Source organism: Salmonella sp. SAL04196 (assembly GCF_046550835.1).
GTDB lineage: Bacteria > Pseudomonadota > Gammaproteobacteria > Enterobacterales > Enterobacteriaceae > Salmonella > Salmonella enterica.
In genome coordinates this window covers 16,756-33,654 of record NZ_JBGDXE010000005.1, presented here as the reverse complement: position 1 = coordinate 33,654, position 16,899 = coordinate 16,756, and the positions used below count along the sequence as shown (strand labels likewise).

The window sequence follows — 16,899 nt, the reverse complement described above, 5'->3', positions numbered from 1 at the left end:
AGGAAGCACGTATGCTTGACGCACAAACCATCGCTACAGTAAAGGCCACCATTCCCCTGCTGGTTGAAACAGGACCGAAACTGACCGCCCACTTCTACGACCGTATGTTTACGCATAATCCGGAGCTCAAAGAAATCTTCAATATGAGCAACCAGCGTAACGGCGATCAGCGCGAAGCCCTGTTTAATGCTATCGCGGCCTATGCCAGCAATATCGAAAATTTACCGGCGTTGCTGCCGGCGGTAGAAAAAATCGCGCAGAAGCACACCAGCTTCCAGATTAAGCCGGAGCAGTACAACATCGTCGGGACGCATCTGCTGGCGACGCTGGACGAAATGTTCAACCCGGGCCAGGAGGTGCTGGACGCGTGGGGCAAAGCCTATGGCGTACTGGCTAACGTCTTTATTCATCGGGAAGCCGAGATTTATCACGAGAACGCCAGCAAAAACGGCGGCTGGGAAGGCACGCGCCCCTTCCGCATCGTTGCGAAAATCCCACGTAGCGCACTGATCACCAGCTTTGAGTTTGAACCGGTCGACGGCGGTACGGTGGCGGAATACCGTCCCGGGCAGTATCTGGGTGTCTGGCTGAAGCCGGAAGGTTTTGCGCATCAGGAGATCCGCCAATATTCACTGACCCGTAAACCCGATGGCAAAGGGTACCGTATTGCCGTGAAGCGTGAAGACGGCGGCCAGGTATCAAACTGGTTACACCACCACGCCAGCGTGGGCGATGTGGTACATCTGGCTGCGCCGGCAGGTGACTTCTTTATGAATGTCGCCGCTGATACCCCCGTTTCGCTGATTTCCGCTGGCGTCGGCCAGACGCCGATGTTGGCGATGCTCGATACGCTGGCGAAAGAACAGCATACCGCGCAGGTGAACTGGTTCCATGCGGCGGAGAACGGCGACGTTCATGCGTTTGCCGACGAAGTAAGCGAGCTGGGCCGTACACTGCCACGTTTCACTGCCCATACCTGGTACCGCGAACCGACCGAGGCCGATCGCGCCCAACGCGTCTTTGACAGCGAAGGGCTGATGGATTTAAGCAAACTGGAAGCCGCAATCAGCGATCCGGCAATGCAGTTCTATCTTTGCGGCCCGGTAGGCTTTATGCAGTTTGCCGCAAAACAACTGGTTTCCCTTGGCGTGAATAACGAAAACATTCATTACGAATGCTTCGGCCCGCATAAAGTGCTGTAATTGCAAGAAATCCGCTGAAAAAACGGGCGTTATCGTTAAGGCGAACGCCCGTTTTCCTTCCCGCCCCCTGCTTATTGCGCTGCTTTTTATGCCTTTCTTTTACAAAAAAGGGGAATAAAAAAAGTCTGTGCAAATCGTGTTATTATTAACGTTTGACTTAGCTCGTTAGGGCATCTTTTTATGCAGCAACCTGTTGTACGCATTGGAGAGTGGCTGGTTACACCTTCTGTTAATCAGATCAGTCGTCAGGGACGCCAGATTACTCTTGAACCACGGCTGATCGATCTTCTGATGTATTTTGCGCATCACCCGGATGAAGTGTTAAGCCGGGATAACATTATTGATCATGTCTGGATGCGCACCATCGTGACCAACCATGTTGTCACCCAAAGCATTTCTGAACTACGCAAATCATTAAGAGATGGCGGAGACAGCAATGCTGAATACATTGTTACCGTACCTAAACGCGGCTATAAGCTGACGGCGCCGGTTATCTGGTGCGAAGAAAATAGCGATGAGATCGATAATTCATCAACGTCGCCGCCGCCGCCGCCGATCGCAGCAACGAATGCAGAACCAGCAGAGGGGGCTACTGCCGCTACGCCTGTGCCGCCCGCCTCTTTGCAAACGCCGACTAAAAAGGCGAAAAAGCCGCGTATCGCCGCTTTCTGGACGTGGGTAATGTTCCTACTCTCGCTGGCGACGCTGGTGGTGTTTATCGTGATGTCGGTGGTAGATCATAATGCCGCGGTAACAAAAACGCGGTTATTACTTAACCCACGAGATATAGATGTTCGTTTTGAAGGCGGCAATTCCTGTAATAACTGGGTCTCGCAGGAGTCCTACGCCATCGGTCTGGGCGGCTTAATCACCGACTTGCTGAACACCTACTCGACCTTTATGGTGCACGATAAAACTAATTACCGGGTCAATGAGCCAAGCAGCTCCGGTAAGACGTTAACCATTCAGTTTGTCAATCAGCGCCACTATCGGGCGCAGCAGTGCTTTATGTCTGTGGTGCTCATTGATAACGCCGATGGTTCAACCATGCTGGATAAGCGTTATTTCGTCACCAATACTAACCAGTTGTCCATCCAGGATGATCTGTTTAATAGCCTGTCTTTCGTTTTAACACAGCCCTGGCCTAATCGTATGCGAGAACAACTGGCCCTGTTCAGAACGCCGCAAAATACCGCGCTGATGCGTTTTTATGAGGCGCGCCAGCTTATTCTGAGCGGCGATGCGCAGGCGCTAGGTAAAGCCAGCGATATTCTGAATGGCATTATTAAGGAAACGCCTGATTTCAACTATGCCTATGAATATAAAGTGCTGGTAGATGTATTACGGCAATCACAACAGCCGTTTGATAAAGAACAAGTGGCCGCACTGAACGAAGAGTTTAAAAAAATAGATCAAATTCCGGGCGTTGAGAAAACGTCTGTTTATTATAAAATCAAGACCGTTGATCTGTTAGGCAAAGGTGATATCGATGCAGCGTATGAGGAAATCAATAAAAGCATCGAGCTTGAAATGTCGTGGTTTAACTATGTCCTGTTGGGGAAAGTTTACGAAATGAAAGGTGAGAATCGTCTGGCCGCTGATGCCTATCTGACCGCCTTTAATTTACGTCCAGGTGAAAACACTCTGTACTGGATCGAGAACGGCGTATTTCAGACATCCGTTCAGAAAATTGTCCCTTATCTGAATAGTTTTCTGGCAGAAGATTAAATTTAACGCTGAACCATGACAAATAAAAGCGAAAAGATATTAAATTTTTCGCTTTTATTTTGTGAAAAACATGTTGCCAAAAATAGCTTATGTTAATTTTGGCAACATATTCATCGCAAAGATATGTAAATATAACTCTTTGTAATTAAACGATGTTTATCCTTTCATGATATTTTTCATGATATTTATATGTTAATTCAAAAAAATCAATCTATCAGTTTTTTCATGTTTGTGTTTATTTCACTTTTTCTTTAGGACTTATCTCAACCCATTCGTTAATCTTGTCGACAGTTGAACGGGCACGCAGCATATATGAAGCATAAGCCCGGTTCTTAAAAATACAGCTCAGGAGAAATGAACATGAGTTCTGTCAAAAAGATCGGGCTATTTGCCTGTACTGGCGTCGTTGCCGGTAATATGATGGGGAGCGGGATTGCATTATTACCCGCCAACCTTGCCAGTATTGGTGGCATTGCCATCTGGGGCTGGGTAATTTCTATTATTGGGGCAATGTCGCTGGCTTATGTTTATGCGAGGCTGGCAACCAAAAACCCTCAACAGGGTGGCCCTATCGCTTATGCTGGGGAAATATCTCCGGCGTTTGGTTTCCAGACCGGTGTTCTTTATTATCACGCAAACTGGATTGGTAACTTAGCCATCGGCATTACCGCTGTTTCTTATCTTTCTACATTCTTCCCGGCATTAAATAATCCAATACCGGCAGGTATTGCCTGTATTGCTATCGTCTGGCTGTTCACCTTTATTAATATGCTGGGCGGGGCCTGGGTCAGCCGCTTAACAACGATTGGCCTATTCCTGGTGCTGATCCCGGTAGTCTTGACCGCAGTCGCCGGCTGGCATTGGTTCGATATCGCGACCTATCACGCGAACTGGAACACGTCTACGACGACCGACTCTCACGCCATTGTTAAAAGTATTCTGCTCTGCCTGTGGGCGTTCGTTGGCGTTGAGTCTGCCGCCGTCAGCACCGGCATGGTGAAAAACCCGAAACGCACCGTACCTCTGGCAACCATGCTGGGTACCGCGCTGGCAGGCATCATCTATATCGCTGCGACTCAGGTTATCGCCGGGATGTTCCCAGCTTCCGTTATGGCCTCTTCCGGCGCGCCGTTCGCTATCAGTACCTCCACGATTCTGGGTGGCTGGGCTGCGCCGCTGGTTTCCGCCTTTACCGCTTTCGCCTGCCTGACGTCTCTGGGCTCCTGGATGATGCTGGTCGGCCAGGCTGGGGTTCGCGCCGCCAACGACGGCAACTTCCCGAAAATTTACGGTGAAATGGATAAAAACGGTATTCCGAAAAAAGGTCTGCTGTTGGCTGCGGTGAAAATGACGGCGCTGATGATTCTGATCACCATCATGAACTCCAGCGGCGGTAAAGCGTCCGACCTGTTCGGCGAACTGACCGGGATTGCCGTACTGCTTACCATGCTGCCGTACTTCTACTCCTGTGTTGACCTGATTCGCTTCGAAGGGTTCAACATCCGTAACTCGGTAAGCCTGATTTGTTCTGTACTGGGCTGCGCATTTTGCTTCATCGCACTGATGGGCGCCAGCTCCTTCGAACTCTCCGGCACCTTTATCGTCAGTCTGATCATCCTGATGTTCTACGGTCGCAAAATGCACCAGCGCCAGAACAACGACAGCGACAACAATACGGCTGAAGCGCTTTAACCGCTAACTCCTTTTTCTCAAAGCCCCTTTCGTCACCTGCTATAGCGTAGCGGGAGGGGCCCACTTTACCAGGAACAAGACTATGAACGTTATTGCTATCATGAACCACATGGGCGTCTACTTTAAAGAAGAGCCTATTCGTGAACTGCATCGTGCACTGGAAGGTTTAAATTTCCGTATCGTCTATCCAAACGACCGAGAAGACCTGCTGAAGCTGATTGAAAATAACTCCCGCCTTTGCGGCGTCATTTTCGACTGGGATAAATATAACCTTGAGCTTTGCGAAGAGATTAGCAAGCTGAACGAGTATATGCCGCTGTACGCCTTCGCCAACAGCTACTCTACGCTGGACGTCAGCCTCAACGATCTGAGAATGCAGGTTCGCTTCTTTGAATATGCTTTAGGCGCCGCAGCCGATATCGCGGCGAAAATTCGCCAGAATACCGATGAATACATCGACAATATTCTGCCGCCGCTGACAAAAGCACTGTTCAAATATGTGCGCGAAGGGAAATATACTTTCTGTACGCCTGGTCACATGGGCGGGACCGCTTTCCAGAAAAGCCCCGTCGGCAGCATCTTTTATGATTTCTTCGGCCCGAACACGATGAAATCCGATATTTCGATTTCCGTTTCCGAACTGGGTTCGCTGCTGGACCACTCCGGCCCGCATAAAGAAGCGGAAGAGTATATCGCCCGCGTCTTTAACGCCGAACGTAGCTACATGGTGACGAACGGCACCTCTACGGCGAACAAAATCGTCGGTATGTACTCCGCGCCGGCAGGCAGCACGGTACTGATTGACCGTAACTGCCATAAATCGCTGACCCATCTGATGATGATGAGCGACATTACGCCGATTTATTTCCGCCCAACCCGTAACGCCTACGGTATTCTTGGCGGTATTCCGCAAAGCGAGTTCCAGCACGCCACTATCGCTAAACGGGTAAAAGAGACGCCTAACGCAACCTGGCCGGTCCATGCTGTTATTACTAACTCAACCTATGACGGTCTGTTGTATAACACTGACTACATCAAGAAAACTCTGGATGTGAAGTCCATTCATTTTGACTCCGCCTGGGTGCCTTATACCAATTTCTCCCCTATTTATCAGGGTAAATGCGGTATGAGCGGCGACCGTGTAGAAGGCAAAATCATTTATGAAACCCAGTCCACGCATAAACTGCTGGCGGCGTTTTCACAGGCATCCATGATTCATGTTAAAGGCGACATTAACGAAGAAACCTTTAACGAAGCCTACATGATGCATACCACCACTTCTCCGCACTACGGTATCGTAGCGTCTACTGAAACCGCAGCGGCGATGATGAAAGGTAATGCGGGTAAACGCCTGATTAACGGCTCTATTGAACGTGCGATTAAATTCCGTAAAGAAATTAAACGCCTGAAAAGCGAATCTGACGGCTGGTTCTTTGACGTATGGCAGCCGGAACATATCGATGGGGCTGAGTGCTGGCCGCTGCGTTCAGATAGCGCATGGCATGGCTTCAAAAATATCGATAACGAACACATGTACCTCGACCCGATCAAAGTCACTATCCTGACGCCGGGGATGAAGAAAGACGGTACGATGGATGAATTCGGTATTCCGGCAAGTCTGGTCGCCAAATATCTCGATGAACGCGGCATCATCGTAGAAAAAACCGGTCCATACAACCTGCTGTTCCTGTTCAGCATTGGTATCGACAAAACCAAAGCTCTGAGCCTGCTGCGCGCGCTCACTGAATTTAAACGCGCCTTTGACCTGAACCTGCGCGTCAAAAACATTCTGCCAGCACTGTACCGCGAAGCGCCTGAGTTTTATGAAAATATGCGCATCCAGGAACTGGCGCAGAATATTCATAAACTGGTCGAACATCATAATCTGCCGGACTTAATGTACCGTGCGTTTGAAGTGCTGCCGAAAATGGTGATGACGCCGTATACTGCGTTCCAGAAAGAGCTGCATGGCGAAACGGAAGAGGTGTATCTTGAAGAGATGGTTGGTCGCGTCAACGCCAACATGATCCTTCCTTACCCTCCGGGAGTGCCGCTGGTGATGCCTGGTGAAATGATCACCGAGGAAAGCCGTCCGGTACTGGAATTCCTGCAAATGCTGTGCGAAATCGGCGCCCACTATCCGGGCTTCGAAACCGATATCCACGGCGCCTATCGTCAGGCAGACGGACGTTACACCGTTAAGGTGCTGAAAGAAAATACGAAATAAGTACCAAAGGGAAGTGGCTTGCCACTTCCCTTTTTTCACGCAGCAAGGAGACTTTATGAAAACACCCTCACAACCGCGCGCGATTTTTTACATCGTGGCGATTCAAATTTGGGAATACTTCAGCTTTTACGGCATGCGTGCCTTACTCATCCTTTATCTTACCCACCAGCTTGGTTTTAATGACAGCCACGCGATCAACCTCTTCAGCGCCTACGCCTCCTTAGTTTACGTTACCCCTATTCTTGGCGGCTGGCTTGCCGACCGCCTGCTTGGCAACCGCGTGGCGGTTATCACCGGCGCCTTATTGATGACGCTGGGTCATGTGGTATTGGGCTTAGAATCTGATTCAACGCTGAGTTTATATGCGGCGCTGGCCATTATTATCTGCGGCTACGGCTTGTTTAAATCCAATATTAGCTGTCTGCTGGGAGAACTTTACGCCCCTGATGACAACCGCCGCGACGGGGGCTTCTCGCTGCTCTACGCCGCCGGGAATATTGGATCGATAGCCGCGCCGATCGCCTGTGGTCTGGCGGCGCAGTGGTATGGCTGGCATGTCGGCTTTGCGCTGGCGGGCGTGGGAATGTTCATCGGCCTGCTCATCTTTTTAAGCGGTCATCGCCACTTTCAGCAGACGCGTGGTGTTAATCGCCCCGCGCTGCGGGCGGTTAAATTCGCCCTTCCAACCTGGGGTTGGCTGGTATTAATGCTGTGTATCGCGCCGGTATTCTTCACCCTCCTGCTGGAAAATAACTGGTCTGGCTATGTGCTGGCCATTGTCTGCGTCTTCGCGGCGCAACTTATCGCCCGTATTATGGTTAAATTTCCCGAACACCGTCGCGCCTTGTGGCAAATCGTTCTGTTAATGATCACCGGCACTCTCTTCTGGGTTCTGGCGCAGCAGGGCGGAAGTTCGATCAGTTTATTCATCGACCGTTTTGTCAACCGCCACTGGCTAAACATGACCGTCCCCACCGCATTGTTCCAGTCGGTCAATGCGATTGCGGTGATGGCGGCGGGCGTGGTGCTGGCGTGGCTGAGCAGCCCGAAAGAGAGCGCCCGCTCGGTGCTGCGCGTCTGGCTTAAATTTGCCGTGGGGCTGGTATTAATGGGCGGCGGTTTTATGCTGCTGGCGCTAAACGCGCATCAGGCCCGGTTAGACGGGCAGGCATCAATGGGAATGATGATCGCAGGGCTGGCGCTGATGGGCTTTGCGGAGCTGTTTATTGATCCAGTCGCGATGGCGCAAATTACCCGCCTCAACCTGCCTGGCGTCACGGGCGTACTGACCGGTATTTATATGCTGGCGACCGGCGCGGTCGCTAACTGGCTGGCTGGCGTCGTCGCGCAACAAACCACGGAATCGCAAATTAGTGATACGGCGGTAGCCGCCTACGGACACTTTTTCTCGCAAATGGGCGAGTGGACGCTAAGTTGCGTGGCGCTGATCGTCGCCATTGTCGGCCTGAGATGGGTTTGCACCCGGACTACGTCGGCGCTACCGCAGGGCGATTAAACGGTGGTTCGCTGCCCACAAGGAGGAGACGGGCAGCGAATCGGCACATCAGATAGCCGCGTCGTCTTCTTCGCCAGTACGGATACGAATAACACGGGCAACATCAAAGACAAAAATCTTACCGTCGCCGATTTTCCCCGTCTGCGCGGTACGAATGATGGTGTCAACACAGGTATCCACGATGTCGTCAGGCACAACGATTTCAATTTTTACCTTCGGCAGAAAATCCACCATATATTCCGCGCCGCGATACAGCTCGGTGTGGCCTTTTTGACGGCCAAAGCCTTTGACTTCAGTTACCGTCATCCCGGTAATACCTACCTCGGCCAGCGCTTCACGGACATCGTCCAGCTTGAAGGGTTTAATAATCGCATCAATCTTTTTCATGCTATTCCTTGAAAAGGTCGCCTGTGTTTTGATCGGTTAAACGTAACATATTTCGCGCTACTTTACGGCATGAAAACTACTCTTTGAAATCATTCGCATCCAGTTCGTGACGGGAGAGTAGCTTATAGAATTCCGTGCGGTTGCGCCCCGCCATCCTTGCCGCGTGCGTCACGTTACCTTTGGTAATTTGCAGTAACTTGCGCAGATAGTTCAGTTCAAATTGGTTTCGCGCTTCGGCAAAGGTGGGCAGCGCGGTATTTTCGCCTTCCAGCGCCTGCTCGACCAACGCATCGCTGATCACCGGCGAAGAGGTTAACGCCACGCATTGTTCAATGACGTTGACCAGTTGGCGCACGTTGCCCGGCCAGCTTGCCGTCATCAGCCGTTTCATTGCATCAGTAGAAAAGGCGCGAACAAACGGTTTATGCCGCTGTGCCGACTGTCTGAGCAGATGATTAGCCAGCAGCGGAATATCTTCGGTACGCTCCGCCAGCGCCGGAATTTTCAGGCTCACGACATTCAGCCGGTAGTACAAATCTTCACGAAATTCGCCCCGCGCCATCGCCTTCGGCAGATCGCGGTGCGTCGCGGAAATAATTCGCACGTCGATATCAATATCGCGATTGCTGCCCAGCGGTCTGACTTTGCGCTCCTGTAACACCCGCAGCAGCTTCACCTGTAACGGCGCGGGCATATCGCCAATTTCATCCAGAAATAGCGTGCCGCCTTCCGCCGCCTGGAACAACCCTTCACGATTGCTCACTGCGCCGGTAAAGGCGCCGCGCGCATGGCCGAATAATTCGGACTCCAGCAACTGTTCCGGCAACGCGCCGCAGTTAATGGCGACAAACGGCTTGTTACTGCGCGGGCTGGCATTATGAATCGCCTGTGCGAAAATCTCTTTCCCGGTGCCGCTTTGTCCGTTAATCAATACGCTGACATCCGACTGTGCGACCATGCGCGCCTGTTCAAGCAGTCGCAGCATCAGCGGGCTACGGGTAACGATAGCGTTGCGCCAGCTATCGTCCGTCGCGGGAGCGGACTGCTCCAGCGCTTCATCTATCGCTTTATATAACGCGTCTCTGTCGATCGGCTTCGTCAAAAAGCTGAATACGCCTTTCTGGGTAGCGGCCACCGCATCCGGAATGGAACCATGCGCCGTCAGAATGATAACCGGCATTCCCGGCTGTACTTTCTGAATTTCTGTGAACAGTTGCATACCATCCATTTCATCCATGCGCAGGTCGCTTATTACCAGATCCACTTTTTCCCGATGCAGTACCCGCAGTCCTTCCTGACCGCTCTCTGCGGTCACGACACTGTATCCTTCACTGGTAAGGCGCATACCGAGCAATTTCAGTAATCCGGGATCGTCATCGACCAGCAACAGGTGCGCCGGTTTACGGCTTATCATGGCGTTACCTCATCTTGTGACGGCGACGGCGCCGCGCCATCTTCAGACGTCGCGGGTTTGTCATTGGTATGCGGCGTATCGGCGTTGTAATTCCCTGACGGTTTTCGTGTCGAAAGCTGGCGCTCAATATCGGTTAAACTCTCCAGCTTACGGGTGGTAAGATCGAGCTGCGTTTGCAAGGCCTGTTGCTGCTGGCGCAGCGCATCCAGCTCACTATCTGACGTTTGCTGGAGTTTGCTATAACGCTGACGTTCGGCAGAAAGCGCTAATTGCAGCGCCTGACCGTCATGCCAGATTTGGTAGACGGGCCGTACCTGAGCCGGTATTTGCGCGCTTAACGCCTCCAGACGGGTCACTATGGCGCGCCGCTCCGGCGGCGTAATTTTTGCATCCGCCAGTAAGATCCCGCGCCTGAAGGCATTCTGCCAGTTATCATCCGTCAACGCGCGCGCCTCTGCGCGCGACTGAACCGGCATCAGACGATCGGCGCAGTCAATCGTGCGTAGCCAGTACAGCGGATTCGTCTCTACCGCCTGCCCGCGTAGCGACCAGATATCCGCGCACGCCGTCGGGAGATAATCCGCCAGTTGATAATGGGGGAGCGTGTCCTGCGCTGCGCTGCCGGGCAGTTGCTGTGAAGCATGGGGAACACATGCGGTCAGCGCCAGACACGATATGCCCACCGGTATTCCCCACCGCAAAAGGCATCGTTTAATAGTTTGGACTAAAACGTGTGACATACGCACCAGGCTTAAATTCATATTAGTGTTTGTCAGATGCAGGCAGCGGCAGTGAGATGCGAAAACAAACTTCCTGCGCTTTGTCATCCACCAGTTGGATCTCTCCCTGCATTCGACGAATACAATCTCTGGCGATACTCAGCCCTAACCCACTGCCTTTTACCGCCCCTTTTCGCTGGTGACTTCCCTGGAAAAAAGGCTCAAAAATCATTTCTCTTTCGGTTTGCGGAATCGGCTCGCCGCTATTAACCACATCGATATAAACCGTGGAGCCCTGAGAACGACTACGGATACAAATGTTACCGGATTCAGCGCCATAGTGCACCGCGTTGGAATAGAGATTATCCAGCACGCTCATCAGCAACATGGGCTCTGCTATGCAGCGTTCGGCCTCCAGGTCGACATCGGTATGCATCATTTTAGCGCGGGCAGGCAAACTGTGGGCGGAAACCACCATATCCACAAGCGGCGCGATATCGACCGCTTCCAGCTCTGTGGCACTGTCTACCAGTTTCCGGTTGTAATCAAGCAATTGCTCAATCAATTTTTGTAAATTACGACTGCTGTCATCCAGAATATCGACCACCTCTTTTTGCTCCGGCGTCAGCGGCCCAACCACCTGATCGGCCAGCAGCTCTGTCCCCTCGCGCATACTGGCCAGCGGAGTTTTCAGCTCATGGGACAAGTGACGTAGAAACTGATGGCGCTGGGATTCCAGCCACGCCAGACGCTCACTCAGCCAGATAATGCGCTGCCCCACCGATCGTAATTCACGCGGACCGGTAAAGGTGACGGTATTCCCCAAAGAACGGCCTTCGCCCAGGCGATTAATCATCCGTTCAATTCCTTTCACCGGCCCGATAATCATGCGGGTAAAAAGTAGCACCATCGCCAGGCTCACCAGAAATAGCACCAGCGCCTGCCAGCCGAAAAATTGTCCGCGCTCGGCGATTTCTTGTTGTAACTGCTGCCCACGCGAGTAAACCACAGTACGCGTCGCCTGCACCATTTCCGTATTAGCGTTGGCAAAGGCCTCCAGACGCGCGGCCGCTGCCGCTTCCGGGCCGCTATCTTTACACTGCAATTGCGCCAGCGCGTTTAAATCCTGGCGTAACGCCTGATACAACTTATCATCCGGCAAGACGCCGGCATGGGCGTCCAGCATATCGCTATAGCGCTTACGCTGGCTTTGATACACTTTTGCCAGCGTCGGATCGTCAAGCACGCAATACTGTCGGTAGCTTCGCTCCATCTCCAGCGCGACGTTGGTCATCGCCTCGCTGCGCCGGGCGTCAATAAGCGTGCTGCGGTTAGTCACCGCAGCCTGATCGCTTAACGCGTTAAGGCTTTGCCACGCCTGCCAGGCCAGAACCAGCAACGGCAGCAGGATCAGCAAAAAGGCCAGCATGACCAATTGTCGTAAAGAACGGGGGAAAACAGACCAGCGCTTCAACGTGTCGCTCACATAAAAGAAGAATAAAAAAGATGCTAACCGAGGGAAGCGCCAGATACAACAAAGCCGGGCTAACCCCGGCTTTGTTATGGAATAAGGCGGTGCCTAACTCGACGTTTCGCCCGGAGGTTGATAAAGCTACGCTATTATCAGAAGTTGGACGGCAGGCACCTTGTTGTGCGTCATTCGAAGTTTATGTAGCGCATCCCTAAGGGGCTGACATAAGAAGGTGAATGAGCCACTGGTTACCATTATGCAGTAATTGTGCCAACATTCAAAAGACTTTGTTAACATAATGATAGATATGAAAAATATCGTTATTCATGCTCAAAATGGCTCTGCCTGTTTTTTACCCTTTCTGTCTCCAATCAGCAACACCTGCAACACCCAAAAATAAAATCATTTAAAATCAAATTGTTAAATGTCTCTTTTTGGCGACAAGCTACCCCCGCTCATGTCGGGATTTCCCGACACTTTAATCTTGCGGCATAAGCACTAGTTTATTGCCGGATGGCGGCGTAAACGCCTTATCCGGCCTACCGCTTGACGTTCAAGACGGTAGCTACAACCACGCTTCCCCGTGGGCCTGATAAGCGCCGTCTACAAAAAGCCCCTCGTGAAGAGGGGCTTAATGGCTATCGGGCTAATTAACCAAGCTGCTTACGCGCATTACGGAAGATACGCATCCACGGGCTATCCTCGCCCCAGTTTTCCGGGTGCCAGGAGTTGGCGACGGTGCGGAATACGCGTTCCGGATGCGGCATCATAATCGTCACCCGACCGTTTTCGGTCGTCACCGCCGTGATGCCGTTCGGCGAACCGTTCGGGTTAGCCGGATAGGTTTCGGTCACGTGGCCGAAATTGTCTACATAGCGCAGGGCGACCAGGCCTTTGCTCTCAAGCGCGGCAAGATGCGTATCGTCACGCACCTCAACGCGCCCTTCCCCATGGGAAACCGCAATCGGCATCTGTGAGCCTACCATTCCTTGCAGCAGCAGCGATGGGCTTTGCGTCACTTCCACCAGGCTGAAGCGGGCTTCGAAGCGGTCAGAATGGTTACGTACAAAACGCGGCCACAGTTCGCTGCCCGGGATCAGCTCGCGCAGATTCGACATCATCTGGCAACCGTTGCACACCCCAAGCGCCAGCGTCTGCGGACGATGGAAGAAGGTTTCGAATTCGTCGCGCACCCGATGGTTAAACAGAATGGATTTTGCCCAGCCTTCACCCGCCCCCAGCACGTCGCCGTAGGAAAAGCCGCCGCAAGCCACCAGCGCATGGAAGTTGCCCAGACCGATACGACCGCCCAGCAGGTCGCTCATATGGACGTCAATCGCGTCAAAGCCCGCACGATGGAACGCCGCCGCCATCTCCACGTGAGAGTTCACTCCCTGCTCGCGCAGTACAGCGACTTTCGGTCGTGCGCCTGTCGCAATGTACGGCGCGGCGATATCTTCATTAATATCAAACGACAGCTTCACGTTGAGGCCCGGATCGGCATCATTCGCTTTCGCCTCGTGTTCCTGGTCGGCACATTGCGGATTGTCGCGCAGACGCTGCATCTGCCAGGTGGTTTCCGCCCACCAGACACGCAGCGTAGTACGGCTTTCGCTGAATACCGTCCGATCATTAGCGGTAATTACAAAGCGATCGCCAGCCAGGGCCTGACCAAGGTAGTGGACGCAGTCAGCAAGACCGTACTGCGCCAACAGCGTTTCGACCGCGTCTCTGTCTTCAGCGCGTACCTGAATCACGCCGCCCAGCTCCTCGTTGAACAGTGCGGCCAGATGGTCATCGCCCAGCGCGGCAATATCGACCTGCACGCCGCAGTGGCCGGCAAAGGCCATCTCGGCCAGCGTCACCAGCAGACCGCCGTCGGAACGGTCGTGCCAGGCCAGTAATTTACGCGCAGCGACCAGCGCCTGCATGGCGTCATAGAAGCCTTTCAGTTGCGCGACGTCACGCACGTCCGCGGGTTTGTCGCCAAGCTGACGATAGACCTGCGCCAGCGCCGTTGCGCCCAGCGCGTTGTGGCCCTTGCCAAGATCGATCAGCAGCAAGGCGTTATCTTCCGTTGACAGCTGCGGCGTAAGGGTGTGACGCACGTCTTCCACGCGGGCAAACGCGGAAATCACCAGCGACAGCGGCGAGGTCATTTCGCGCTGTTCGTTGCCTTCCTGCCAGCGGGTTTTCATCGACATCGAATCTTTGCCCACCGGAATCGTCAGGCCAAGCTGCGGACAGAGTTCCTCTCCCACCGCTTTAACCGCGTCATACAAACCGGCATCTTCGCCAGGATGACCGGCTGCCGCCATCCAGTTAGCGGAAAGTTTGATGCGCTTGATATCGCCAATCTGCGTCGCGGCAATGTTAGTCAACGCTTCACCGACGGCCAGACGGGCGGAGGCGGCAAAGTCCAGCAGCGCCACCGGCGCGCGCTCGCCAATCGACATCGCTTCGCCGTAGTAGCTGTCGAGGCTGGCGGTAGTGACCGCGCAGTCAGCCACCGGGACCTGCCACGGGCCAACCATCTGGTCACGCGCCACCATACCGGTGACGGTACGGTCGCCAATAGTGACAAGGAAGGTTTTTTCCGCCACGGTCGGCAGATGCAGAACACGATTTACCGCGTCGGCAATCGTGATATCCGCGCGGTTCAGCGCATCGCCTTTCGCCTTCAATGTTTGCACATCGCGGGTCATTTTCGGCGTTTTGCCCAGCAGGACATCCAGCGGTAGATCGATCGGCTGATTGTCGAAATGGTTATCATGCAACGAGAGATGCTGTTCTTCGGTAGCGTCGCCAATGACCGCATACGGCGCACGTTCGCGCTTACACAGTTCATCGAACAGCGGCAACTGGTCAGCCGCGACCGCCAGCACATAGCGCTCCTGGGATTCGTTACACCAGATTTCCAGCGGGCTCATGCCCGGCTCGTCGCTAAGAATGTCGCGCAGTTCGAACTTCCCGCCGCGCCCGCCGTCGCTCACCAGCTCCGGCATCGCATTGGAGAGACCGCCCGCGCCCACATCATGGATAAACAGGATTGGGTTGGCATCACCCAACTGCCAGCAGCGGTCGATCACTTCCTGGCAGCGGCGTTCCATTTCCGGGTTGTCGCGCTGTACGGAAGCAAAGTCGAGGTCAGCGTCAGATTGGCCGGAAGCCATTGACGATGCCGCGCCGCCGCCGAGGCCGATATTCATCGCCGGGCCGCCAAGGACGATCAGCTTCGCGCCGACGACGATCTCGCCTTTCTGCACGTGATCGGCGCGAATGTTACCGATCCCGCCCGCCAGCATGATCGGCTTATGGTAGCCGCGCAGCTCTTCACCGTTATGGCTGTTCACTTTCTCTTCATAAGTACGGAAGTAACCGGTCAGCGCCGGGCGACCAAATTCGTTGTTAAACGCCGCGCCGCCCAGCGGACCTTCGGTCATGATATCCAGCGCGGTGACAATACGTTCCGGCTTGCCAAAATCCTCTTCCCACGGCTGTTCAAAGCCCGGAATACGCAGGTTGGAAACGGAGAAGCCCACCAGCCCGGCTTTTGGTTTCGCGCCACGCCCGGTGGCACCTTCATCACGAATTTCGCCGCCGGAACCGGTCGCCGCCCCCGGCCACGGAGAGATGGCGGTTGGGTGGTTATGCGTTTCGACCTTCATCAGAATGTGCGCGGGCTCCTGATGAAAATCGTAACGGCCGGTATGGTGGTCGGCGAAGTAGCGCCCCACCGCAGATCCTTCCATCACCGCGGCATTGTCTTTATAGGCAGAGAGCACATAGTCCGGCGTGGTTTCGAAGGTGTTTTTAATCATTTTAAACAGCGACTTCGGCTGCGGTTTACCGTCGATAATCCAGTCGGCGTTAAAAATCTTGTGGCGGCAGTGCTCGGAGTTCGCCTGGGCGAACATGTACAATTCGATATCGTTCGGGTTGCGCCCCAGTTTGGTAAACGCCTCCTGCAAATAGTCGATTTCATCTTCCGCCAGCGCCAGACCGAGACGCAGGTTGGCGTCAATTAACGCCTGACGGCCTTCTCCCAGCAGATCGACACTGGAAACCGGCGCAGGCTGATGGTGGATAAACAATTTTTCCGCATCGGTTAAAGAAGAGAACACCGTCTCCATCATACGGTCGTGCAGCTCTGCGGCCACTTGTCGCCACTGTTCCGCCGTCAACGTCGAAGCCTCGATATAGTACGCTACGCCACGCTCCAGACGATCAACCTGTTGCAGGCCGCAGTTGTGGGCGATATCCGTTGCTTTTGAAGACCAGGGGGAGATGGTACCAGGACGCGGTGTGACCAACAGGAGTTTACCCGCCGGCGTATGGCTGCTAAGCGCCGGGCCGTATTGCAGCAGACGGGTAAGCTGCGCCTGCTCGCTATCATTTAACGGGGCGTTCAGGTCAGCAAAATGGACATACTCAGCGTATATATTGTGGACCTGGAGGTTGGCAGCCTGAAAGCGCGCCAGCAGTTTATTGATACGGAATGCAGACAGTGCAGGCGAACCACGCAGAATTTCCATCATAAGTC

Annotated in this window: 10 protein-coding genes; 5 read left to right on the top strand and 5 right to left on the bottom strand. The window is 53.5% G+C overall.

Going from position 1 to position 16,899, the window contains the following annotated elements; translation table 11 throughout:
* Positions 1–11: 11 nt before the first annotated feature.
* From hmpA to dtpD, 5 genes are all read left to right on the top strand, one after another.
* Positions 12–1,202 (top strand): NO-inducible flavohemoprotein, encoded by a 1,191-nt coding sequence (gene hmpA / locus ACLJPE_RS17100; protein ID WP_039514340.1) that lies wholly within the window; start codon positions 12–14, stop codon positions 1,200–1,202.
* Positions 1,203–1,382: 180 nt separating this feature from the next.
* Positions 1,383–2,930 (top strand): lysine decarboxylation/transport transcriptional activator CadC, encoded by a 1,548-nt coding sequence (gene cadC / locus ACLJPE_RS17095; RefSeq protein ID WP_001187155.1) that lies wholly within the window; start codon positions 1,383–1,385, stop codon positions 2,928–2,930.
* Between the two features lie 360 nt (positions 2,931–3,290).
* Positions 3,291–4,622, top strand: coding sequence for a cadaverine/lysine antiporter (gene cadB / locus ACLJPE_RS17090; RefSeq protein WP_000100008.1), 1,332 nt, complete (start codon positions 3,291–3,293; stop codon positions 4,620–4,622).
* 82 nt (positions 4,623–4,704) lie between these two features.
* Positions 4,705–6,849, top strand: coding sequence for a lysine decarboxylase CadA (gene cadA / locus ACLJPE_RS17085; protein ID WP_001100652.1), 2,145 nt, complete (start codon positions 4,705–4,707; stop codon positions 6,847–6,849).
* Between the two features lie 55 nt (positions 6,850–6,904).
* The gene (dtpD, locus tag ACLJPE_RS17080; protein ID WP_000856793.1) at positions 6,905–8,365 is read left to right on the top strand and encodes a dipeptide permease DtpD; all 1,461 of its coding nucleotides are present in this window, start codon (positions 6,905–6,907) and stop codon (positions 8,363–8,365) included.
* A 48-nt stretch (positions 8,366–8,413) separates the two neighbouring features.
* On the opposite strand, the gene glnB is transcribed toward dtpD, so the two are convergent.
* The 5 genes from glnB to purL all read right to left on the bottom strand — a co-directional run bounded on the left by glnB (position 8,414) and on the right by purL (position 16,894).
* Positions 8,414–8,752, bottom strand: a complete 339-nt coding sequence (glnB, locus tag ACLJPE_RS17075; RefSeq protein WP_000717694.1) for a nitrogen regulatory protein P-II — start codon at positions 8,750–8,752, stop codon at positions 8,414–8,416.
* A 76-nt stretch (positions 8,753–8,828) separates the two neighbouring features.
* Positions 8,829–10,163: a two-component system response regulator GlrR gene (glrR, locus tag ACLJPE_RS17070; RefSeq protein ID WP_024131115.1), complete on the bottom strand. Its 1,335-nt coding sequence runs from the start codon at positions 10,161–10,163 to the stop codon at positions 8,829–8,831.
* Positions 10,163–10,927, bottom strand: coding sequence for a two-component system QseEF-associated lipoprotein QseG (gene qseG, locus ACLJPE_RS17065; protein WP_001054248.1), 765 nt, complete (start codon positions 10,925–10,927; stop codon positions 10,163–10,165). The genes glrR and qseG overlap by 1 nt, the downstream gene beginning before the upstream one ends.
* A gap of 1 nt (position 10,928) precedes the next feature.
* Positions 10,929–12,359: a two component system sensor histidine kinase QseE/GlrK gene (gene qseE / locus ACLJPE_RS17060; protein WP_001676035.1), complete on the bottom strand. Its 1,431-nt coding sequence runs from the start codon at positions 12,357–12,359 to the stop codon at positions 10,929–10,931.
* Positions 12,360–13,006: 647 nt separating this feature from the next.
* The gene (gene purL / locus ACLJPE_RS17055; protein WP_039514343.1) at positions 13,007–16,894 is read right to left on the bottom strand and encodes a phosphoribosylformylglycinamidine synthase; all 3,888 of its coding nucleotides are present in this window, start codon (positions 16,892–16,894) and stop codon (positions 13,007–13,009) included.
* Between the last annotated feature and the right edge of the window lie 5 nt (positions 16,895–16,899).

Excerpts from the sequence above, each read along its gene's own strand:
- hmpA (WP_039514340.1), top strand. The coding sequence starts at position 12 with ATGCTTGACGCACAAACCATCGCTACAGTAAAGGCCACCATTCCCCTG.
- cadC (WP_001187155.1), top strand. The coding sequence starts at position 1,383 with ATGCAGCAACCTGTTGTACGCATTGGAGAGTGGCTGGTTACACCTTCT.
- cadB (WP_000100008.1), top strand. The coding sequence starts at position 3,291 with ATGAGTTCTGTCAAAAAGATCGGGCTATTTGCCTGTACTGGCGTCGTT.
- cadA (WP_001100652.1), top strand. The coding sequence starts at position 4,705 with ATGAACGTTATTGCTATCATGAACCACATGGGCGTCTACTTTAAAGAA.
- dtpD (WP_000856793.1), top strand. The coding sequence starts at position 6,905 with ATGAAAACACCCTCACAACCGCGCGCGATTTTTTACATCGTGGCGATT.
- glnB (WP_000717694.1), bottom strand. The coding sequence starts at position 8,752 with ATGAAAAAGATTGATGCGATTATTAAACCCTTCAAGCTGGACGATGTC.
- qseG (WP_001054248.1), bottom strand. The coding sequence starts at position 10,927 with ATGAATTTAAGCCTGGTGCGTATGTCACACGTTTTAGTCCAAACTATT.
- purL (WP_039514343.1), bottom strand. The coding sequence starts at position 16,894 with ATGATGGAAATTCTGCGTGGTTCGCCTGCACTGTCTGCATTCCGTATC.